At 69.4% G+C, this 21,655-nt stretch carries 19 protein-coding genes; 6 read left to right on the forward strand and 13 right to left on the reverse strand.

Annotated elements, in window-relative coordinates:
- Positions 1-23 precede the first annotated feature (23 nt).
- Entirely contained in the window at positions 24-1,127 is a 1,104-nt protein-coding gene (dapE, locus tag NA8_RS15545; RefSeq protein WP_063051211.1) for a succinyl-diaminopimelate desuccinylase, read from the reverse strand.
- Between the two features lie 383 nt (positions 1,128-1,510).
- Here dapE and dapD point away from each other — a divergent pair, with 383 nt between their 5' ends.
- On the forward strand, positions 1,511-2,458 hold the full coding sequence (gene dapD, locus NA8_RS15550; RefSeq protein WP_063051105.1) for a 2,3,4,5-tetrahydropyridine-2,6-dicarboxylate N-succinyltransferase: 948 nt from the start codon (positions 1,511-1,513) through the stop codon (positions 2,456-2,458).
- A 78-nt stretch (positions 2,459-2,536) separates the two neighbouring features.
- Here the strand turns inward: dapD and NA8_RS15555 are convergent, their stop codons facing one another.
- Together NA8_RS15555 and NA8_RS15560 are read right to left on the reverse strand one after the other, a co-directional pair.
- Positions 2,537-2,929, reverse strand: a complete 393-nt coding sequence (locus NA8_RS15555) for a PPOX class F420-dependent oxidoreductase (protein ID WP_063051106.1) — start codon at positions 2,927-2,929, stop codon at positions 2,537-2,539.
- Between the two features lie 33 nt (positions 2,930-2,962).
- Complete coding sequence (locus tag NA8_RS15560; RefSeq protein ID WP_063051107.1) at positions 2,963-4,381, reverse strand: acyl-CoA synthetase; 1,419 nt, start codon at positions 4,379-4,381, stop codon at positions 2,963-2,965.
- Positions 4,382-4,507: 126 nt separating this feature from the next.
- Here NA8_RS15560 and NA8_RS15565 point away from each other — a divergent pair, with 126 nt between their 5' ends.
- Both NA8_RS15565 and NA8_RS15570 read left to right on the forward strand, forming a co-directional pair.
- Positions 4,508-5,359: an oxygenase MpaB family protein gene (locus NA8_RS15565; RefSeq protein ID WP_063051108.1), complete on the forward strand. Its 852-nt coding sequence runs from the start codon at positions 4,508-4,510 to the stop codon at positions 5,357-5,359.
- Between the two features lie 103 nt (positions 5,360-5,462).
- Entirely contained in the window at positions 5,463-6,182 is a 720-nt protein-coding gene (locus NA8_RS15570; protein WP_063051109.1) for a hypothetical protein, read from the forward strand.
- A 5-nt stretch (positions 6,183-6,187) separates the two neighbouring features.
- Here the strand turns inward: NA8_RS15570 and NA8_RS15575 are convergent, their stop codons facing one another.
- Positions 6,188-6,820: a TetR/AcrR family transcriptional regulator gene (locus NA8_RS15575; protein ID WP_040869514.1), complete on the reverse strand. Its 633-nt coding sequence runs from the start codon at positions 6,818-6,820 to the stop codon at positions 6,188-6,190.
- Positions 6,821-6,989: 169 nt separating this feature from the next.
- Here NA8_RS15575 and NA8_RS15580 point away from each other — a divergent pair, with 169 nt between their 5' ends.
- A complete protein-coding gene (locus tag NA8_RS15580; RefSeq protein WP_063051110.1) occupies positions 6,990-7,853 on the forward strand; it encodes an oxygenase MpaB family protein in 864 nt (287 codons plus the stop codon).
- 9 nt (positions 7,854-7,862) lie between these two features.
- Here NA8_RS15580 and pruA read toward each other — a convergent pair whose 3' ends face one another.
- The 4 genes from pruA to NA8_RS15600 all read right to left on the reverse strand — a co-directional run bounded on the left by pruA (position 7,863) and on the right by NA8_RS15600 (position 13,887).
- Positions 7,863-9,497, reverse strand: coding sequence for an L-glutamate gamma-semialdehyde dehydrogenase (gene pruA / locus NA8_RS15585; protein ID WP_063051111.1), 1,635 nt, complete (start codon positions 9,495-9,497; stop codon positions 7,863-7,865).
- A gap of 124 nt (positions 9,498-9,621) precedes the next feature.
- On the reverse strand, positions 9,622-10,731 hold the full coding sequence (gene dapC / locus NA8_RS15590) for a succinyldiaminopimelate transaminase (protein WP_063051112.1): 1,110 nt from the start codon (positions 10,729-10,731) through the stop codon (positions 9,622-9,624).
- A gap of 8 nt (positions 10,732-10,739) precedes the next feature.
- Positions 10,740-11,063, reverse strand: a complete 324-nt coding sequence (fdxA, locus tag NA8_RS15595; RefSeq protein ID WP_014987978.1) for a ferredoxin — start codon at positions 11,061-11,063, stop codon at positions 10,740-10,742.
- 223 nt (positions 11,064-11,286) lie between these two features.
- Complete coding sequence (locus NA8_RS15600; protein WP_084466827.1) at positions 11,287-13,887, reverse strand: bifunctional FO biosynthesis protein CofGH; 2,601 nt, start codon at positions 13,885-13,887, stop codon at positions 11,287-11,289.
- 509 nt (positions 13,888-14,396) lie between these two features.
- Here NA8_RS15600 and NA8_RS15605 point away from each other — a divergent pair.
- Complete coding sequence (locus NA8_RS15605; protein WP_063051113.1) at positions 14,397-14,894, forward strand: PH domain-containing protein; 498 nt, start codon at positions 14,397-14,399, stop codon at positions 14,892-14,894.
- Positions 14,891-16,498 (forward strand): PH domain-containing protein, encoded by a 1,608-nt coding sequence (locus tag NA8_RS15610; RefSeq protein WP_063051114.1) that lies wholly within the window; start codon positions 14,891-14,893, stop codon positions 16,496-16,498. The genes NA8_RS15605 and NA8_RS15610 overlap by 4 nt, the downstream gene beginning before the upstream one ends.
- Positions 16,499-16,599: 101 nt before the next feature.
- Here the strand turns inward: NA8_RS15610 and NA8_RS15615 are convergent, their stop codons facing one another.
- From NA8_RS15615 to NA8_RS15630, 5 genes are all read right to left on the reverse strand, one after another.
- On the reverse strand, positions 16,600-17,037 hold the full coding sequence (locus NA8_RS15615; RefSeq protein WP_063051115.1) for a hypothetical protein: 438 nt from the start codon (positions 17,035-17,037) through the stop codon (positions 16,600-16,602).
- Positions 17,034-17,192 carry a hypothetical protein gene (locus NA8_RS34370; RefSeq protein ID WP_168434053.1) on the reverse strand — a complete coding sequence of 53 codons (159 nt, stop codon included), beginning with the start codon at positions 17,190-17,192 and terminating at the stop codon, positions 17,034-17,036. The genes NA8_RS15615 and NA8_RS34370 overlap by 4 nt, the downstream gene beginning before the upstream one ends.
- Positions 17,193-17,228: 36 nt before the next feature.
- Positions 17,229-18,698, reverse strand: a complete 1,470-nt coding sequence (locus tag NA8_RS15620) for an amino acid permease (protein WP_063051116.1) — start codon at positions 18,696-18,698, stop codon at positions 17,229-17,231.
- 105 nt (positions 18,699-18,803) lie between these two features.
- Positions 18,804-19,688, reverse strand: a complete 885-nt coding sequence (mshB, locus tag NA8_RS15625) for an N-acetyl-1-D-myo-inositol-2-amino-2-deoxy-alpha-D-glucopyranoside deacetylase (RefSeq protein WP_063051213.1) — start codon at positions 19,686-19,688, stop codon at positions 18,804-18,806.
- Positions 19,685-21,463 (reverse strand): ABC transporter family substrate-binding protein, encoded by a 1,779-nt coding sequence (locus tag NA8_RS15630; protein WP_063051117.1) that lies wholly within the window; start codon positions 21,461-21,463, stop codon positions 19,685-19,687. Before NA8_RS15630 ends, mshB begins: the two co-directional genes overlap by 4 nt.
- Positions 21,464-21,655: the final 192 nt, after the last annotated feature.

Raw genomic sequence — 21,655 nt, forward strand, 5'->3', positions numbered from 1 at the left:
GCACCCTGATCCGCGCGCAGCGTTCAGTCCGGTGCGCTGCTCAGGTAGCTGCGCAACATGGCGGTGACGGCGGTGATCTGGTCGACCGGAACGTGCTCGTCGCGCTTGTGCGCGAGGTTGGGGTCGCCCGGACCGAAGTTGACGGCGGGGATGCCGCGGGCCGCGAAACGCGAGACGTCGGTCCAGCCGTACTTCGCGCGCACACCGCCGCCACCGTGGCGCTGCACCGAGTCGATCAGGTCCTTGGCAGCCGGCGCCGTCAGGCCGGGCAGCGCGCCCGGCGCCGCGTCGATCACCTCGAAGGACAGCTCGAGTCCGGCGAAGACCTCGCGCACATGCTCGACGGCTTGGTCGATCGTGCGGTCGGGAGCGAAACGGAAGTTGACCTCCAGCTCGGCGGCGTCCGGCACGACATTGCCCGCTACCCCGGCCTCGACCTGGACGGCGGACAGGCCCTCGCGATAGACGCAGCCGTCGATGTCCACTTCCCGCGCGCGATAGTCGGCCAGCCGCCCGAGTATCGGGGCCAGCCGGTGAATCGCGTTGTCGCCCAGCCACGCCCGCGCCGCGTGCGCACGCACGCCGGAGGTGCGCAGCCGAGCGCGCAGCGCGCCCTGGCAACCGGCCTCGATCCAGCCGCCCGACGGTTCGCCGAGGACTGCGAGGTCGCCGGTGAGCCAGTCGGGCAGATCGCGCTCGATGTGCCCGAGCCCGTTGAACTCGGCGGCGATCTCCTCCCCGTCGTAGAAGATCAGGGTCAGGTCGTGCACCAGGTCGGCGACGGTCGCGGCGAGGTGCAGAAAGACCGCGTCGCCCGACTTCATGTCCACCGAGCCGCAGCCGTAGAGGACCCGCTCACCCACCGGGCTCACCTCGAACCGGCCGGGCACGTTGTCGGCGATCGGCACGGTGTCCAGGTGCCCGGCCAGGATCACCCGGGTGGGCAGCCCACGCTGGGTGCGCGCCAGCACAACGTTTCCGTGCCGCAGGATCTCGAACCCCGTCGTCTGCTCACGCAACGCCCGCGCCACCACGTCGGCGATGGCCGCCTCGTCGCGCGAGACGCTCGGGATGTCGACGAGTGCGGCGGTCAGTGCGATCGGGTCGGCATGCAGGTCGATGGTCACGCGCTTCACCCTACGACCCGCTCACCCGCCACGGTCCACACGCCACTTCCCTTCGATCGCGGTTGTCATCTGGACCGGTCACGGAATGTTGCTCCGCTGAGGGAAGGCGCGTGGATCGGTACAGACCTGCGCGGACCACTCGGTGGACGCGGTGGTCTTCGGGAACCCCTCGACCGTGCGCAGCTTCGGGTGCCGCCCCGGTATTCGGCCGTCCGTCCACCGACTGGAGGCGTGTTTCTCCCCGAGGTCGCGCATGTGCCGCCGGATCGGTCCAGAAGTCGCCGTCGTGGATCGGGGCGGTGGTGTTCGCGCAGCAAGCCTGGTGACGGCGGTCGCCGGAGCAGCCGCACCGTTGTCCGGCGCGGGTCGGTAACCTCTAGGCCGTGAGCATCCAGGGAGCAGCAGCAGTCGGTATCGCCAATGTGACCGCGGACGGGACCGTACTGGACACGTGGTACCCGAACCCGCAGCTGGGCGAGTTCGCCGAGACCGGCACCAAGCGGCTGGACGAGGCGCCCGCCGAGTACGCGGCGCTGCTGGGCTTCGACGACGCGCGCGGGGTCGACGTGATCGCGGTGCGCACCACGATCGCCGACCTGTCCGCCGCCCCGGTCGACGCGCACGACGTCTACCTGCGCTTGCACCTGCTCTCGCACCGCCTGGTCAAGCCGCACGAGGTGAGTCTGGACGGCCAGTTCGGCCTGCTGACCAACGTGGTGTGGACCAACCACGGCCCCGCCGCGGTGGAGGGCTTCGAGGCCACCCGCGCCAAGCTGCGCGCCCGCGGCCCGGTCACCGTGTACAGCGTGGACAAGTTCCCGCGCATGGTCGACTACGTGCTGCCCTCCGGCGTCCGCATCGGCGACGCCGACCGCGTCCGTCTCGGCGCGCACCTGGCCTCCGGCACCACCGTCATGCACGAAGGCTTCGTGAACTTCAACGCGGGCACCCTCGGCGCCTCGATGATCGAGGGCCGCATCTCCGCGGGCGTCGTGGTCGGCGACGGCTCCGACATCGGCGGCGGCGCCTCCACCATGGGCACCCTCTCCGGCGGCGGCACCAAGGTCATCTCCATCGGCGAGCGCTCGCTGCTCGGCGCGAACTCCGGCCTCGGTATCCCGCTCGGCAACGACTGCGTGGTCGAGGCGGGCCTCTACCTGACCGCCGGCACCAAGGTCACCACCCCCGACGGCACCCTCGTCAAGGCGGCCGACCTGGCCGGCCACGACAACCTCCTGTTCCGCCGCAATTCCACCACCGGCGCCGTCGAGGTGGTCCCCCGCAAGGGCACCGGCATAGAACTCAACGCCGATCTCCACGCCAACGACTAGAACTTCACGAGTGGACAGGGTCGAGAGCTCTTCTCGCGCTCTGCCGCAACCATGTCCACTCGTGCAGCCTCGGCCCGATCAGGCGAGGTCGGGAGACGCACCGGAGAGCCCGAATGCGATGACGCGTCGCGGATGGATGCGGATCATTTCGCGGGAGACGCCGGAGATGTACGGGTCGACGTCGGTGAGCGCTTCGGCGGTGCCGCGGATTTCGAGGCAGCGGACGCGCCATGGCTGGACCGACGCGACGTCGTCGACGACGAATGCGACGTGGTCGTTGGTGGCGAGGTTGCGGAATTTCCACGAGGCGCCCATGTTCCAGCCCGCGATGTCGATGGTGCCCAGGTCGGCGTTGTAGCGGAAGCCGACGGGGTTGTTCTGCGGGGTGCCGTCGGGCCGGACGGTGGCCAGCCGGCCCAGGCGCTGGGCGTGCAGGTAGTCGATCTGTTCGGGGGTCAGGGTCGAAGTCATGGGCCGACCGTAGAACCTCTACCGAACTCGAGGTCAACCCAGCTTGTTCTTCTGCACCTTGCCCATCGCGTTGCGCGGCAGCGCGTCGACCACCCGGATCTCGCGCGGACGCTTGTGCACCGAGAGTTCCCCGGCGACATAATCGATCAGTTCGCGTTCGGTCGCGGCATCGCGCAACACGACGAAGGCGGTGATGCGCTGACCGAGGTCGTCGTCGGGCAGGCCGACCACCGCGGCCTCCGCGACCGCCGGATGACCGAGCAGCACCGTCTCGACCTCCCCCGCGCCGACCCGGTAGCCACCGGATTTGATGAGGTCCACCGATTCCCGGCCGACGATGCGGTGGAAGCCCTCCGCGTCGATCGCGGCGACGTCGCCGGTCCGGAACCAGCCGTCCTCGGTCCAACTCTGCGCGGTCGCCTCCGGTCGGTTCAGATAACCGTCGAAGAGCATGGGCCCGCAGACCTGGAGGCCGCCGACGCTCTCGCCGTCGTGCGGGACGGAGGAGCCGGACTCGTCCCGCAGCCGGGTGCGCACGCCGCGCACCGGCGTGCCGACCCAGCCCGGCCTGCGCTCGCCGTCGGCCCGGGTGGACAGCGTGATCATGGTCTCGCTCATGCCGTAGCGCTCGACCGGCGCGTGCCCGGTCAGCTCGCGCAGTCGCTCGAACACCGGCACGGGCAGTGGCGCACTACCGGAGACCAGCAGCCGCGCGCCGGACAATCGCTTCGCCGAGTCTGGGTCCTCGACCACCCGCGACCACACGGTCGGCACGCCGAAGTACAGCGAACCTTCGGCCGCCGCGTACGCCTGCGGCGTCGGTTTGCCGGTGTGGATCAGCGGACTGCCCACACGCAGCGGGCCGAGCAGGCCGAGAATCAGCCCATGCACGTGGAACAGCGGAAGCCCGTGCACCAGAGTGTCGCTCGCGGTCCAGGCCCATGCCTCGACGAGGGCGTCCAGACCGGCCGCGATCGCGCCCCTGCTGAGCATCACGCCTTTGGGCAAACCGGTGGTTCCCGAGGTGTACAGCACGAATGCCGTAGCGGCCGAATCGGGTTCGGGATAGGTGTGCCATGACCTGGCGTGCCGTCGCACCGGCACCACGGGCAGTTCCGCGTCCTCCGGTGCTTTCCCCAGCCACGCCTGAGCGCCCGAATCGGCCAGGATGTGCGCGCGCTCCGCGGTTCCGGAGTCCGGTGGAACGGGCACCACGGTGACACCCGCGATGAGGCAGCCGACCACCGCGAGCACGGTCTCCACGGTCGGGGCTGCCAGCACCGCCACCCGCTCGGCGCGCGCGACGCGTTCGGCCACCGAAGTGGCCGCGCCCAGCAGGTCACTGCGAGACAGGGTGGTCCCGTCGATGGTGACGGCGTCGGGGATATCCGCTCCGCCTGCGACGGCGAGCGGGTTCAGCGAACTGAGCAGCAGCGGCGGACCGAACGACATCCGACCACGCTACTTCGCCCGGTCCACCGCGTCCCGGGGCGACCGGAGCCGGATGTGACGGTTGACACTCGCGCTGACGTGGTGAGAACGTTGTTGCATAGCTTTCTCAGCATTGCGAGGTCGACGATGACCAGGCCACTTCCCGCGACGCGTTCCCCCGAATCGCCGGACTCCTTCGACATCGGGCGATACATCGACGGCGTAGCCGGCTTGTTCGGCGGCGTCGCGAACGTCATCATGCAGCTGAGCACTCCGCCGGTCGGCTACGGCGTACTGGAGAGCACCGTGCACAGCGGCAACGTGATGTTGCATCCGGTCAAACGACTGCGCACCACCCTGACCTACCTCTCGGTGGCGATGCTCGGCACCGACGAGGAACGCACCGCCTATCGCGAGGCGGTCGACGTCTCACACCGCCCGGTCCACTCGACCGCGTCGAGCCCGGTGCGCTACAACGCTTTCGACCCCGCGCTGCAACTGTGGGTCGCGGCCTGCCTGCATTGGGGAGCGCAGGATCTGTACGAGCGCATGCACGGCCCGATGGACGAGGCGACGGCCGACGCGTTCTACCATCTGGCCGCCCGGCTCGGCACCACTCTTCAGATGCCCGAATCGATGTGGCCTGCCGACCGGCGCGCCTTCGCGGAGTACTGGGCCACGAATCTCGCGAAGACCAGCATCGACCCGGTCGTCCGTGCCTATTTCGACGACCTCGTCGACCTACGCATGCTGCCCCGGCCCGCGCAGCTGGCGTTCGGGCGTCTGCATCGCTTCTTCGTGACCGGCCTGCTGCCCGAGCATCTGCGCGCCGAGATGGGCATGACCTGGACCGACCGCGACGAGCGCGCACTCGCCCACATCTTGCGCGCGGTCGGGGCCACGCAATCCCGGCTCCCGCGACCGATCCGCCTGTTTCCCCTGAACACCTATCTCCTCGATATGCGCGTCCGGCGCCGGCTCGGCCTGCGCCTGGTCTGACGACGGAATCCGTTTCGTCGAGCTACTACTGGGCAATCGCTTTCCGTACACCCGATCAGGTTGTCCCGATCGGCGGTCCGATGCCGCGAGCCAGGAGGAGAAGATGGGCTACCGATCGACCGCGACCGCGCTCGTCGCGGGCGCGTTCCTGGCACTGTCCGCGCCGGTGGCCTGCGCCGACGAGACCGCGGAGACCGAGGTGGCCGCGGTACCGCCGCGCACCGCCATCTCCGTGCGCACCTCGGTGGGCATCGGCTGGGGCACGGCGAACGAACACGAGTCGCGCTCGAGCCTGTCGCTGTCGAAACTCTTCCTCGCCGATTACGCCCTGCGCCGTGGCGACGGCTCGGCCGAGGACCGATTTCTAGGCGAGCAAATGATCCGCTATTCCGATGACGGGGCGGCGAGCGTGATGGAGGCCAAGTATCCCCAGGCCGTCGCCGCCATCGCCGCCGAATACGGGCTCTCCGAGACGGCGCCCGGACCCAATTGGGGCGCGGGCGCGACCAGCGCCGCCGACGTATCCGACTTTCTCGCCACGAAACTGCGCACCGATCCCGGATCACCGATCTTCGAATGGATGGCGGCGGCGGGATCGACGGCCCAAGACGGCACCGAACAGGACTGGGGCACCGCACGGTGGCCATTCGTGCTCGGCACCAAATGGGGCTGGTCGGATTTCGGCGAGCCGGAGGTCGCCTCGGCCTCCTACGGCCCCGGTTTCGCGGTGACCGCGCACACCCGGGGCACCTCGGCCGAGCAGACCGCGGATGTCATGGCCGCGCTCGGCGCGATGATCACCGGAGTCCCGCCACACCGCTGAGCCGGTCAGCGCACCCGGAACGACACCGCCACGTGGTCGCGCGCGAACTGCCGGATCGACGCGTCGTCACCGAGCGGGATGACGGTCTGCGGCGTCAGCGCCAGTGACAGCGCGGTACGGGCGATCATCTCGGCCAACGGCTCCGGATCGTATTCCGGCAACTTGCCTTCGCGCTGCAAGCGCGTGATGAACTCGGCCAGATAATCCCGCCCGAGCTCGATGACCGGAGCGCCCTGGGTGGTCAGGTAGGGCAGCACGAGTTCGGGTTCGGTGGCCAGCAGCCGGTGGATCAGTTGATTTCCGCGCAGCCCGTTGATGAACGCGGCGAACAGTTCGACGATCTGATCTTCCGCGCTCGCGTTCCGGTCTACTTGGCGCTGGAGCGCGGCGTCGACCTCCTCGATGAAATCGCGCGTCTGCCGCAGCCCGACGGCCCTGATCAGATCGGTTTTGCTCGCGAAGCGGCGATAGAGCGTGGCCAGCGACAATCCACCGCGGCGCGCGACTTCGACCATGCTGGTTCGCTTGATACCGAAGTCCAGGAACGCCAGCAGCGCCGCGTCCAGCACTCGCGCCTGGTTGCGATCCTCGGGGGCAGCGCTGCGCACCAGCGGCAGCAGCCTGGTCAGCCTGGCCATACCTCAACCCTATCCGCGAGATCGAAACGATGACATTTTCAGCATCGCACACCGTCACCGTCATCTCGCATGATTGACAGCACCCGCGAGTCGATGAGACAGTTTGGACATAATCTTCTCATCGACCGATACTTCTCGGATCGGGCCGACACGAAAGACGAGGTCGACGATGACCGCGCCGCTGCGCACCGCCGAGCACGAGCCCGACCCCAGCCGAGCCCTCACGCCGGAGACGGTCGAAGAGTACGTCGACGGCATCGCCGCCTTTCTCGGCGGCGCGGCCAATGTCATCATGCAGCTGAGTTTGCGCCCGGTCGGCCGCGGCGTCCTGGAGAGCACCGTCGACAGCGGCAAAGTCACGCTGCATCCGATCAAGCGGCTGCGCACCACACTCACCTATATCGCCGTCGCGCTGCTCGGGTCGGATGCCGAGCGCGAGGCGTACCGCGAGGCGGTCAACGTATCGCACCGATCAGTGCGCTCCACCGCAGCGAGCCCGGTGAAGTACAACGCTTTCGACCCGAACCTACAACTGTGGGTCGCGGCCTGCCTGTACTGGGGCATCGATGACCTCTACACCCGGATGCACGGACCCATGGACGCCGCCACCGCCGACGCCTTCTACGACTACGCCGCGCGCCTGGGCACCACCTTGCAGATGCGGCCGGAGATGTGGCCGGCGAATCGCGCGGCATTCCAGCGGTATTGGGACGAGAACTTGACCAAGCGCGGCATCGAGCCCGAGCTGCGGGACTACTTCGACGGCCTGGTCGACCTGAAGATGATGCCGCGACCGGTGCAGGTGGTCTTCGCCGGGCTGCAACGTTTCATCGTCACCGGCCTGCTCCCGCAGCACCTGCGCGACGAGATGGGCATGACCTGGACCGACCGCGACCAGCGGCGCCTGGACCGGCTGCTGCGGGCCATCGGGGCCGTGCACCGGCGACTGCCGAAATCGGCACGAATGTTCCCGCTCAACGCCTACCACTACGACCTGCGCAGGCGGCTGCGGCAGGGGAAGCCGCTGGTGTAACCGCGCGCCTCAGCTGCCCATGTGTGGATAGCGGTAATCCACGGCAGGCACGAACGTCTCCTTGATCGTCCGTGGCGCGACCCAGCGCAGCAGGTTCAACGGCGAACCGGCCTTGTCGTCGGTGCCGGAGGCGCGCGCCCCGCCGAACGGCTGCTGACCCACCACCGCGCCGGTGGGCTTGTCGTTGACGTAGAAGTTGCCCGCCGCGAATCGCAGCGCGGCGTCGGCCTCTTCGATCGCGTACCGGTCCTGCGCGAACACCGCGCCGGTGAGCGCGTAGGGCGCCGCCGACTCCACTTCGGCGAGGATCGCGCTGTAGGCGCCGGGTTCGGTGTCGTCGTAGACGTACACCGACAGGATCGGTCCGAAGTACTCGGTGGCGAACGATTCGTCGTGCGGGTTGTCCGCAAGGAACACGGTGGGCCGAACGAACCAGCCTTCGCTGTCGTCGTAGGTTCCGCCGACCGGGATGGCGATGCCCGCTTCCACGGCGCGGCGGATGGCCGTCACGTTCTTGTCGTAGGCGCGCCGATCGATCAACGCCCCACCGAAATTCGACAGATCCGCGACGTCGCCATAGCTCAGCTCGCCGGTCTCGTGCAGGAACTCGTCGCCCATCGCACGCCAGACCGACCGCGCGATGTAGGCGCGCGAGGCCGCCGAGCACTTCTGGCCCTGATACTCGAACGCTCCGCGAATCAGGGCAGTGCGCAGCGCGTCCGGGTCGGCCGAGGAGTGCGCGACGATGAAGTCCTTGCCACCTGTCTCCCCCACCAGGCGCGGATAGCCGTGATAGCGATCGACATTCGCGCCCACCTGCTGCCACAGATACCGAAAAGTCTTGGTGGAACCGGTGAAATGGATCCCGGCCAGCCGCGGATCGGTCAGCGCCACCTCCGAAAGCTGCACCCCGTTGCCGGTGACCATGTTGATCACGCCGGGCGGCAGGCCCGCCGCTTCCAGTAGCCGCATCGTGTGGAACGCCGACAACGTCTGCGTCGGCGAGGGCTTCCACACCACCGTGTTGCCCATCAGCGCGGGCGCGGTCGGCAGGTTCCCGGCGATCGCGGTGAAGTTGAACGGCGTGATGGCGTAGACGAACCCTTCCAGCGGTCGATAGTCCATCCGGTTCCACACCCCGGCGCTGGACCCGGGCTGCTGCGCCAGGATGTCCCGCGCGAACGCGACGTTGAAACGCCAGAAGTCGACCAGCTCACACGGAGCATCGATTTCGGCCTGCTGGGCCGATTTCGACTGCCCGAGCATGGTGGCCGCCGCGAGGGTCTCCCGCCACGGCCCGGCCAGCAGGTCGGCGGCGCGCAACAGCACCGCCGCGCGCTCCTCGAAGGGCAGTGCCCGCCACCCCGGGGCGGCCGCTATCGCGGCGTCGATGGCTCCGTGCGCTTCCGACTGGGTGATGTCGGTGTAGGTACCCAGCACTTGCCGGTGCCGGTGCGGTGCGACGATGTCGTGCCGTTCACCGATGCCGGGTCGGTGCTTGCCGCCGATCACCAGTGGCACGTCGACGGGCGCGGCGGCCAGCTCGGCGAGCTTGCCGATCAATAGCTCCCGTTCGGCGCTTCCGGGCGCGTAGGAGTGCACCGGCTCATTGGCGGGTGTGGGGACAACCGTGACAGCGTCCATACCTCAGGCTAGCTCGCCTGGTCGGGTGGGCGTGGACGCCGACACACCGGGATGACCCCAGGAGCAGAACGGTCGCGGTCGAAGTTGCTGTGTTCGCACGGAGCGGGAGAAAGCGCTTTCGGCGTCAGCCCGCGGCCAGTCGTTCGGCCGCCGCGGCGATCCGCTCGTCGGTCGCGGTCAGCGCGATCCGCACGTGCTCGCGCGCGCCGAGGCCGTAGAAGTCGCCGGGCGCGGCGAGGATGCCGCGGTCGGCGAGCCAGTCCAAGGTGGTCCGGCACGGCTCGCCGCGGGTGGACCACAGATACAGGCCCGCCTCGGAGTGATCGATCCGGAAACCCGCTGCCTCCAGCGCTTTTCGCAGCACATCACGGCGGGCGCGGTACCGCTCGCGCTGGCGCGCCTCGTGCGCGTCGTCGCTGAGCGCGGCCGTCATCGCCGCCTGGATCGGGAACGGCACCATCATGCCCGCGTGCTTGCGCACTTCGAGCAACTCCGCGACCAGCGCCGGATCGCCCGCCACGAACCCCGCGCGGTAACTGGCCAGGTTGGAGGTCTTCGACAGCGAATGCACGGCCAGCAGGTTGGTGTGGTCGCCGTCGCACACCTCGGGGTCGAGCACGGAGAGAGCGCGGCCCTCCCAGGCCAGTCCCAGGTAGCACTCGTCGGAGGCGACGATCGCGCCGCGTTCCCGGGCGAAGGCGACCACCTTGCGCAGATGCTCGACACCGAGTACGCGGCCGGTAGGGTTGGACGGCGAGTTCACGTAGATCAGCGCGGGCGTCTGCGGACCGAGCCGGGTCAGTCCGTCGGCGCGCAGCACCTGCGCGCCCGCCAGCAGCGCGCCCACCTCATATGTGGGATACGCGACCTCCGGGATGACGACCAGGTCGCCCGCGCCGAGGCCGAGCAGCCGGGGCAGTCCCGCGATCAGCTCTTTGGTGCCGATGGCAGGCAGCACGGCCGCGGGCTCGAGTCCGGTGATCCCGTAGCGCCGCTTCAGCGCGTCGACCGCGGCCGCGCGGAGTTCTGGGGTGCCGTGCGTGGTCGGGTAGCCGGGCACCGCGGCGACGGAGTTCAGCGCGGCCCGGATCAGCGGGTCGACCGGGTCGACCGGAGTGCCGACGGACAGGTCGACGATCCCGCCTGGATGAGCGGCTGCCCGCACCTTCACCGAAGCGATGGTGTCCCAGGGAAAATCGGGTAGCAGGCTGCTGACCCGGCCACGCGGCGACACGTCAGATCTCACTCACTCGCCATCGGGGGCAGTTCCTTGATGAACGGCGGGTCGTAGTCGACCTTGCCGACCTTGGTGGCGCCGCCGGGCGAGCCCAGCTCATCGAAGAAATCGACGTTGGCGTTCACGTATCCGCTCCACTGGTCCGGGGTGTCGTCTTCGTAGAAGATCGCCTCCACCGGGCACACCGGCTCACATGCACCACAGTCCACGCACTCGTCGGGATGGATGTACAGCATGCGGCCACCCTCGTAGATGCAGTCCACGGGGCATTCCTCGATGCATGCCTTGTCCTTCACGTCAACGCACGGTTCAGCGATGATGTACGGCACTGCCGCTCTCCTAGTCTGTCCTCGCCTGCGGGATAGTCCGCCCGGCGAAACCCTATCCCGGCACCCCACGTTACTACTGGTCAGCCTGCCCTAACTTCGGGTGGTATGTCCCGCCTATTCGGGTCTTCCGGCCGTACCGGTCGGGTGGCACGGGATTTGCGTTCAGGTCTTGCGTCGAGGACCGCTCCGGCTTCGGGAGTCCTCGGCGAGTGCGGCCGATTCCCTAGCCCACCGTCAGCGGCAATGCCGAGACCTTGCGTTCAGGCACACCGTAGGTGGTCGTCCGCTCCCGGGCCGGTCGCCCGATGCCCGCGGCGATCTCCACCAGTTCGGCGACGGTCTTCGCCGAACCGTGCTGCGAGCCCGCCATCCGGGAGATGGTCTCCTCCATCAACGTGCCGCCGAGATCGTTGGCGCCGCTGTTGAGCATCACCCGGGTGCCGGTGGTGCCGAGCTTGACCCAGCTGGTCTGGATGTTGTGGATCCGGCCGTGCAGCATGATCCTGGCCAGCGCGTGCGCGGCGCGGTTGTCCCGGTTGGTCGGTCCCGGCCGCGCGGCGCCCGCGAGGTACAGCGGCGCGCTCTGGTGCACGAACGGCAGCAACACGAATTCGGTGAAACCGCCGGTCTCGTCCTGGATACCGCGCAGCACGCGCAGATGCCCGACCCAATGCTTCGGATTGTCCACGTGGCCGTACATCATGGTCGAGCTGGACCGGATGCCCACCTGATGGGCCGTGGTGATCACCTCGATCCATGCCGAGGTGGGCAGTTTGCCCTTGGTGAGCACCCAGCGCACCTCGTCGTCCAGGATCTCCGCGGCGGTCCCGGGAATGGTGTCCAGGCCCGCTTCCTTCAGCGCGACCAGCCAGTCCCGGATGCTCTGACCGCCGCGCGAGGCGCCGTTCACGATCTCCATCGGGCTGAACGCGTGCACATGCAGCGACGGCACCCGCTGCTTGACCGCCCGCACCAGGTCGGCGTACCCGGTGACCGGCAGGTCGGGGTCGATACCGCCCTGCATGCACACCTCGGTGGCGCCGTCGACATGCGCCTCCCAGGCCCGGTCGGCGACCTCGTCCATGCTCAGCGTGAACGCGTCCGCGTCCCCCTTGCGCTGGGCGAACGCGCAGAACCGGCACCCGGTGTAGCAGATATTGGTGAAGTTGATGTTCCGGTTCACGACGTAGGTGACGTCGTCGCCGACGGTGTCACGGCGCAGCTGATCGGCCAGCGCGGCGACCGCGTCCAGGTCCGCGCCGTCCGCCGTGGCCAGCGCGAGATACTCGGCGTCGCTGAGCCCGGCCGGATCGCGCTCGGCGGCGCGCAGCGCGGCGAGCACGTCGGCATCCAGCCGCTGCGGCGTAGTGACGGCGAGGTCGCGCGCCTGTTCGCGAATGGTTTCCCAGTCGCCGAAAGCGCCGACGAGATCCTGCCCGAGCGCCGCGTCGCTGCGGGCCTCGGTGTTGCGGCCCTCGGTGTCGATGGCGGTGTTGAGGTCGACGCGCCCGGCCGATTCCCACGACTCTTCGGGTTCCTGCCAGGGCAGGCCGACCGGGATCGCGTCCGGCTTCGCCAGCCCCGTCGCGGGGTCGGTGAGCGCCGCGACGTGCGCGCCGATGCGCGGATCGACCCACGGATTGCCCGCGCGCACGTACTTCGGGTGCGCGGAGGTCCGCTCGACCAACTGGTAGCCCGCCGCCTCGGTGATCTCTCGCAACGTGTCCAAGTTCGGCCACGGCCGCTCCGGATTCACGTGGTCGGGCGTCACCGGCGAGACGCCGCCCCAGTCATCGATGCCCGCCTCGATCAGCGCGCGGCACTCCTCGTGCGACACCAGGTTCGGCGGCGCTTGCACCGGCACGTCGGGCCCGAGCAGCACGCGGGTGACGGCGATGGTGGCGAGGAATTCCTCCAGCCCCGCGTCCGGCACGTCCCGCATCGCGGTGTCGTCCTTGGCGCGGAAATTCTGGATGATGACTTCCTGGATATGCCCGAAAGCCTTGTGCTGCTTGCGGATCGCCATGATCGACTCGGCGCGCTCGGCCATCGTCTCGCCGATGCCGACCAGGATGCCGGTGGTGTAGGGCACCGAGAGCCGGCCCGCGTCGGTGATGGCACGCAGCCGCACGGCCGGATCCTTGTCCGGACTGCCGTAATGGCAGTTGCCCTTCTCGGTGAACAGCCGGGCGGAGGTGGTCTCCAGCATCATGCCCATCGACTGCGCCACCGGCTTGAGCCGCGCGATCTCCGCCCAGGACATCACACCGGGGTTCAGGTGCGGCAGCAGGCCGGTCTCCTCCAGCACCATGATCGACACGGCGCGCAGGTAGTCCAGCGTGGAGTCGTAGCCGCGTTCGTCCAGCCACTGCGCGGCCTCCGGCCAGCGATCCTCGGGCCGGTCACCCAGCGTGAACAGCGCCTCCTTGCAGCCCAGCGCCGCACCTCGGCGGGCGATGTCGAGCACCTCGTCGGGTTCGAGGAACATGCCCTCGCCTTCGGCCCGCAGCTTGCCGGGCACCGTGACGAAGGTGCAGTAGTGGCACTTGTCCCGGCACAGGCGGGTCAGCGGGATGAAGACGTTGCGGGAATAACTGATCGTCTTCGGGCGCCCGGCCGACGCCAGCCCCGCGTCGCGCACCCGCGCGGCGCTGCGGCAGAGGTCGGCGAGGTCGTCGCCGGTCGCGTGCAACAGCACCGCGGCCTCGTCCACGTTCAACGTGACACCGTCGCGGGCCCTGCGCAGCGCCCGGCGCATGGCCGATGGACTGGGCGGCGCAGACGGGACGCTCGGGTTCGGTAGGTCGGTCACGCCCTCGATCATGCGCTACACATCCGGAACTGTCTCCCTCCAGTGCTGTTTGCGGCGGAGCGGACAAGCCACCCGGGGCTACGGCTCCACTCGCCACAGCGCCCACGCAGGAACGTGGAGCGCCGTTGAGCGTTGACAACTGCGGGGTGCCCGAGGCTATTCCAGGGCACTGCCCAGCAGAGGACTCGCGTTCACCCTCCGACGGTGGCTTCGGGTCGTTCCGCCAGACGCGGCCTTCGCAGTGAAGGCCGGGCGCGCGCGACTCCTCGGAGAGCACCCGCGTCGGCGCCGCGCCGGGAACGATCACCGCTGTCGCGGCTACACCGAGGCCGCGCCTGCGGCGACAACGCATGAGGGCGACCGCCCCGCACGCATGTGGTCCACGTCCGAATTCCTTGCGGCACAGAAGAATTAGTGCACCCCTGGGCATTGCGCAGTCCCCGCGCCCACCCGCCTGCCCGCTCGGCACCGCCGACGATCGCCGGCGACAGCGCACACTTGGTCGTGCAAACATTGGCAGCATGTCGCAGCCGCGCACGATCATGGCCGATCCGGCCTGGCGCCCCAGTCCCAAGGCGAAGCTCCTGTGGACCGCGCAGGCCGCGCTGGCCTGGGTGATTCCGTTCGCGGCGCTGCTGGTGTGGTCGCTGCTCGACTCCGCGCATCGAGGATGGCAGCTCGGCTTCTTCCTGGTCGCGCTCGTGCCTGCCGTACTGAACATCGGGGTGGCCCCGTGGTGGCGCTACGCCGTGCACCGCTGGGAGGTCACCGACGAGGCGGTATACACCCGGGTCGGCTGGCTCACCCAGGAGAGCCGGGTCGCGCCGATCTCGCGCGTACAGACCGTCGACACCGAACGCGGGCCGCTCGAGCGCCTGCTCGGACTGGCGACGGTCACCGTGACCACCGCGTCGTCCGCGGGGGCGGTCCAGATCAGCGCGCTCGATCTCGCGGTCGCCGAGGAGACCGTGACGCGGCTGACCCGGATCGCCGCCCAGCACCGCGGGGACGCGACATGAGTGGCGAACCGGCGGTGGACGCCGAGCAGGCCGAACAGCCGTGGCAGCGGCTGGACAAGCGGATGTTGCTGCTCCATCCGATCACCGAGGTGGTGAAGTTCATCCCGGTGCTGATCGGTTCGGTGATCCTCGGCACCAGCAGCGGAAACCATGTGTGGAGCATCATTCCGATCGTGCTGATCGTCGGGTTCGCGCTGACCCGCTGGTTCACCACGACGTATCGGGTCGGGCCGACGCACGTCGAGTTGCGCACCGGCCTGTTGCAACGCAAGAAGCTGTCGGTGCCGCGCTCACGCATCCGCTCGGTGGACATCGAAGCCGACGTGCTGCACCGGGCTCTCGGACTCGCGGTGCTGGCGATCGGCACCGGCCAGCAGGCCGATTCGGGTGAGCAGTTCAAGCTCGACGCCCTGGACAGCCGGGTCGTGCCGCCGTTACGAGCCGCGCTGCTCGCCCATACGGCTGCGCGAACGGAGCAGTCCGAGGACCGGAAAGAGCCGGGGCAGAACGAATCCGGTGGCTTCGCCGCCCCGCGCACGCGGGCGCGCGAGATCGGGCACTGGAGTCCGGCGTGGGTGCGCTACGCCCCGCTGTCGCTGACCGGCTTCGCGATCATCGCGCCGATCGTCGGCTTCGCGCTACAGTACGGGCTCGGCGAGATCGTGTTCCGGTCGGACGCGGTACACGACGTGGAAGACGGCGGCGCGCTCGTCCTGGCGCTCGCCGCGGCCGCGCTGCTGTGCGCCATCGTCCTCGTGGTCAGCGCTGCCGCGTGCGCGCACTATCTGGCCACTTATTTCGGGTTGCGCGTGCGCGACGACGGCAAGACATTGCAGCTGCGCCACGGCCTGTTCACCACGCGCCAGATCACGCTCGACCGGGCGCGGCTACGCGGGGCGACGGTCAACGAACCCTTGCTGCTGCGCCTTGCCGGAGGCGCCGAACTCGAAGCGATCATGACCGGGGAGAACCCGCGGCAGAAGATCATGCCGCAGGCCCCGCGCGAGGCCGTCGAACACACCCTCGGCCATCTCCTGGCTCCGGAGCAGGTGCACGACAACGGCATTCCGCTCCGTCCGGACGCGAGGCCCACCGGCGCGGGGGCATCGGACGCGCACACCGTCCCGGAGCCGGGCAGTGCTCCGCTTATCGCGCATGGGCCCGCCGCTCGGCGCCGAAGGCATACCCGCGCGCTCGCGCCGGTCGTCTTGATCAGCGCGGTATCGGTCTACTTCTCCACTGCGGGAGAGCACTATTCACCGTGGTGGTGGCTGGTGCCCGGCCTCGCGCTGCCGGTCGCGCTCGCACTCGCGGAGGACCGCTATCGCGGCCTCGGCCACGCGGTAATTCCCCGCACGGCCGCCGGCCCGACCTGGCTGATCACCCGGTCCGGGTCGCTCGACCGCGACCGCGACTGTCTGGAGGCCCCCGGCGTGATCGGCTGGACGGTGCGCCGGACCTTCTTCCAGCGGCGTGCGGGAGTCGCCACGGTGGTCGCGGCCACCGCGGCGGGCAAGAAGCGCTATGCGGTGGTCGACCTGCCCGACGCCCAGGCGTGGGGTCTGATCGAAGCGGTCACGCCGGGGCTGCCGGGTGCGCGCTGACCCACCCGCGCACGGTGTCGCTGATCGGTTGCCGAGCGACGGCATCGGACGCCTGCGGCAGGTACGCCGTCAACGCGATCTCGGCGGTCCGGCGGCCGAGATCAGTGACGACGGAACAGGCTCGCGTTCGCCTGGATGTAGAGGTACCCCAGCGGCGGCAGCAGCCCGCCGAACAGCAACAGTGCCGTCCGCCAATCACTGCCCAGCAGAATGTCACCGCCCGGACCGGCGCTCGCGCAGACCAGGAAGCCGAACGCCCAGGCCGCCACCGGAAGGCCCAGCACGGCGGGACGCCGGGTGACCGATCGCGCGCCCGCGACGAGCAGGACATTCACCACTCCTGCCGCCACGGCGGACGCCGGGAAGGCGACGGAGCCCAGGTAGGTCGGCAAGTACAACGCCTCGAGCGCCAGGGTGAGCAGGGCGTTCAGGACCAGAAGCACGAGGGTCACCGAACCCACGACGCCCATGGGACGGCGGGCATCCGCGGCTGCCACAGGAGCCCGATCGCCCGCGTGGTCATCGACCTTCGTCGTCACGGCACCGGCGGGTAGCCGAGGAGGGTCAACAGGTGGCTCTGCATATCAGCGAACGCGTACAGCACCGTCATATACATGTCGTGCTGTTCGGGCCAGTGCGGCCGCATGCTTTCGACGAACGCCGCGATCGCGTTCTGGAGCTCCCAGTTGTACATACTGCCGAGTCTATTCCGGCGCTACGAGGTGCATGATCAGTTCTCCCGGTCGGCAGGCAGAGCGGCGACCACCGGGAACTCGCCGGTCGGACCGCCACGCTCCGCCGCGATGGCCAGCACCCGCTTACGCGCGGCGAACCAGCCGACGATCAGCGCGGGAACGATCAGGGCGAGGGTCGCGACGGTCCAGGTTCCCACCGGATAGTCGAACCCGGTGAGCACGACGACGAAGAACAGGAACACCAGCGTGAGCAGGCCGGTGTAGGGCGCACCGAACATGCGGAACGCGGGCCGCTCGATGCGTCCCTGAGTGGACCAGCGCCACAATTGCAGCTGGCACAGCACGATGGTGGCCCACGAGGCGACGATGCCCAGCGACGCCATGTTCAGCACGATCTCGAACGCCCGATTCGGGACGATGCCGTTGAGCGCGATACCGACCAGCGCGATCAGGCTGGTGAGCAGGATGCCGCCGTAGGGGACGCCGTTGCCGCCCATCACCCCGGTGAATTTCGGCGCGCTGCCGTTCATCGACATCGAGCGCAGGATGCGGCCGGTCGAGTACAGGCCGGCGTTCAAACTGGAGAACGCCGCGGTGAGCACCACGAGATTCATCACGCTGCCGATCCCGGGGACGCCGAGCATGGTGAAGAACGTGACGAAGGGGCTCTCGTCGGCGGTGTACCGCGTGTACGGCAGCAACAACCCGAGCAGCACCAGCGAACCGACGTAGAAGACGGCGATCCGTGCGATCACCGAATTGATCGCCCGCGGCATGATCTTCTCCGGGTGCTCCGTCTCGCCCGCCGCGGTGCCGACCAATTCGACTGCGGCGTAGGCGAAGACGACACCGGACACCACCACGACCAGCGGCATGATGCCGGTCGGGAACAGGCCGCCGTGATCGGCGATCACGCTCGTGCCGGTCGCTTCTCCGTGCACGGTGAAGCGACCGAGCAGGAAGATCGTGCCGACGATCAGGAACGCGCTGAGCGCGAATACCTTCACCAGCGCGGCCCAGAATTCCATCTCGCCGAACCACTTCACCGAGATCAGGTTGACGCTCAGCACGAGGACCAGCGCGACCAGCGCGAGCACCCACTGGGGGACGGCGGAGAACCCGGACCAGTAGTGGAAGTACTGCGCGATCGCGGTGGTGTCGGCGATGCCGGTCATCGACCAGTTCAGGAAGTACATCCAGCCCGCGACGAAGGCGGCCTTCTCCCCGAAGAACTCGCGCGCGTAGGAGACGAACGACCCGGAGGAGGGCCGGTGCAGGACGAGTTCACCGAGCGCGCGCAGGATCAGGAACGCGAAGAACCCGCACACGCCGTAGACCAGGAACAATCCGGGTCCGGCGCTGGCCAACCGGCCGCCTGCGCCGAGGAACAGGCCGGTGCCGATGGCGCCGCCGATCGCGATCATCTGCAGCTGCCGCGGCTTCAGACTCTTGTGGTAACCATGGTCCTCGATGCTGAGGTGAGCTTCGTCGCCGCGCGCGGTCATGAGACGCCGGTTCCTCCTTTTCGACCCGAGATCACGCCGAACGGTACCCGCAGCGCGGGCACCGCTGGATGGCAACCCGAGGGCAACAACATCGGCGGAGTCCGGTCACTCCAGTCCGGCGAACAGATCGTGCTCCCGCCCGTCCGGCCCGAGCGGACCACGCCGTCCTCGCACCAGGATGAAGTGCTCTTCGGGCAGTACCGGCTGGGCGACATTGTTCGACAGGGCGAATTCCCGGCCGGACGGCGCGACGGTGACCTGGGTGGCGTGTGCCCGCAGCGCGGCGCGCTTGGCCGTCAGCGCGTCGGACACGTCGATCGTGGTGGTCACCGCGTCACTGGGCACGCTCGCGAGCTCGCCTTCGGCGGGCAGCCGCCAACCGGGCGGCAGGGCGCCGGGCAGGCCCGCGGCCGTGCGCCGGGCCAGCGCGGCGGTGTGCAGGCGCAGCATGTCGGCGTCGGTGACGGTCCAGTAGTACTTCGGGGTGTCCCAGCCCTCGCCCGCCGCCACCTGCACCGCGGCCGTGGTGATCTCGTGTGCCCGGATGTGGTCGGGGTGGCCGTAACCGCCGTTCGGGTCGTAACCGACCACGACGCGCGGCCGTAGCTCGAGCACCGCGTCGGTGAGAGCCCGCACCGCTTCGTCCCCGGAGCGCACGAATACCCGCGGCTTCTGCGCGGCGGGCGTGCCCGCCATTCCGGAGTCGCGCCAGCGTCCGGCGCCGCCGAGGAAGCGCGGCGGGCCCGCGTTCAACGCTTCCAGCGCACGGGTCAGCTCGAGGATGCGATAGCCGCCGAGCTGGTCGGCGTGCTGCGCGGCGAGCAGCGCCCACTCGTCGCCGATCACCTCGCCCTCCTCGCCGAGCGTGCAGGTGAGCACGGTGACCGGCACGCCGCGACGGCGGTAATGCGCGATCGTGCCTCCGGTGGTGATGGACTCGTCGTCCGGGTGGGCGTGCACCAGCAGCAGCCCGCCCGTCCCCGCGGTCACGGAATCCTGCGCCACATGGACGCGTCGCCGAAGATGCCGACCTGGATCGCGCCGCTGAGCGAGGAGCCGTCCAGCCGGGGACCGGACGCGGCGACGGCGTTGTCCTGCACGATCGGCAGCACCGTCGCCATTGCCCACAGTTTGGGCTCCGCGTCGGCGAGCACGCGGCCCACATCGCCGCCCCGCAGCGCTTCGTCGATCGCGGGTTGCAGGGTCGGATCACACACCCCGGACAGGTTGCTCGGCGCGCGTTGCGCCGCCTCCGCGATGGCCTGCGCCGGCCCGGTGACCCCCGGCAGCGCGGGAGGCGGGCACCCGTAGCGGGAGGCCAGCACGGTCGCCGGATCGGAACCGGCCACCTCCCAGCCGACGATCGCGTCGACCGTGCCCTCGATCAGTTCCTTGCCGTAGAGCTCGTCGGCGGCGACGCTGCGCACGGTGGCGTCGATCCCCGCGCTGCGCAGCTGGTCGGCAGCGGTATTGGCCACGGCCAAGGCGGTGGCGTCCCGATCGACCGCGCCGATGCGCACGGCCAGCGGCTTGCCGTCCTTGCCGAGGGTGCGCGGCTGCGGGGCGGGCGAGGTCGGGGAGATCGCGGGCGGCGGCTCCGGCGCCCGGCCGTAACCGGCGGCGGCGAGCAGCGCGAACGCCTCCTCCGCCGACGGACGCGGCGGAGCGGTCGGGGCGTAACCGGGATCGGACGGCGCGAGCACCTGCGCGCGAGCCGGTTCCACCCAGTTGCCGGTCTGGGCGCCCACCGTCGCCAGCAGCGCGGGGTCCAGCAGCGCCAGCACACCCGAACGGACCCTGGGATCGCTCAGTTCGCCTTTGCGCCCGTTCAGCGCCATCTGCAGCACCCGCGACTGCGGCATGATCGCGGTCCGCACGGAGGGAATCGCCCCCAACTGCGCCTGGGTCGCCACGCCGCCGTGGACCAGCGCCATCTGGATGTCTCCGGTGCGCAGCGAGCCCGCCAGCTGCGCGGGCGTGCCGCCGCGGCGCAGCAGGATCTGGCCCGGCATCGCCGGTGTGCCCCAGAAGCGGTCGTTGCGTTCCAGCAGCATCTCGTCACGGCCCGGGTCCGCGGAGCGGATCCCGAACGGGCCACCGGACACCCGGACGCCGTTGACCTGGCCGTTCATCCCCCTGGCGAACCCGCCGGGCGCGTCCTTGAGCAGATGGGACGGCAGCAGATCGGTGAACAGCTCGCGCCAGCCCGGGTAGGGCTGCGCCATCACGACGGTGACCGTCTTGCCACCCGCCGAGGAGTTCACATCCGAGATCATCCGGTATCCGGCCGGATCGACGACTCCGGGTTCGGAGATCATCTCCTGCCACAGGTAGCGGAAGTCCTCGGCCGCGATCGGCGCCCCGTCCGACCAGGACGCCTCGTTGCGCAACTTGTAGGTGATCGTGAACGGCTCCTGCGCGGTCACTTCGGCGGAGACCAGCAACGACGAATCCGGCACCCAGGCCGTCGCACCAGGCCGCGCCGGATCGGGTACCGGCCGGAACGGGCTCGGCAGCACCAGCGAGGCGATCGCCGAGGTGGCGGCGGACTGGTCCGAGCGCAGATGCGGATTGAAGGCGGTACCGATGGTGTCCAAGGCGACGACCACGGTCGTCTCCGCCGGCTTGACCGGAGTGGTCTTCGGGCTGTCGGTGCTCTCGATGGGCGGCGGCGGATTCGCGGCACAGCTGCTGATCAAGGTCAGCACTGCCACGGCCGGCAACAACGTGCGCCACGCTGCGCGTTTTCCTGCGCCCACTTTCACGCTCGGGAACTCTACCGTACGGTCGAGGCCGTTACCGGATTCCTGCTGCCGAGCGGGGAAACGACGCGGTCGAGCGGATATGCGCGGACGCGCAAACGCGAGTGCGTCGCAGCGCCGGTGATATATCCCGGCCATACCGCACCGAACCTCGGCGAATATTCACCGTACCCGCCGCGGAGCAATAGCCGACGA

It is taken from the genome of Nocardia arthritidis NBRC 100137 (genome assembly GCF_001612765.1).
GTDB classification, from domain to species: Bacteria; Actinomycetota; Actinomycetes; order Mycobacteriales; family Mycobacteriaceae; genus Nocardia; species Nocardia arthritidis.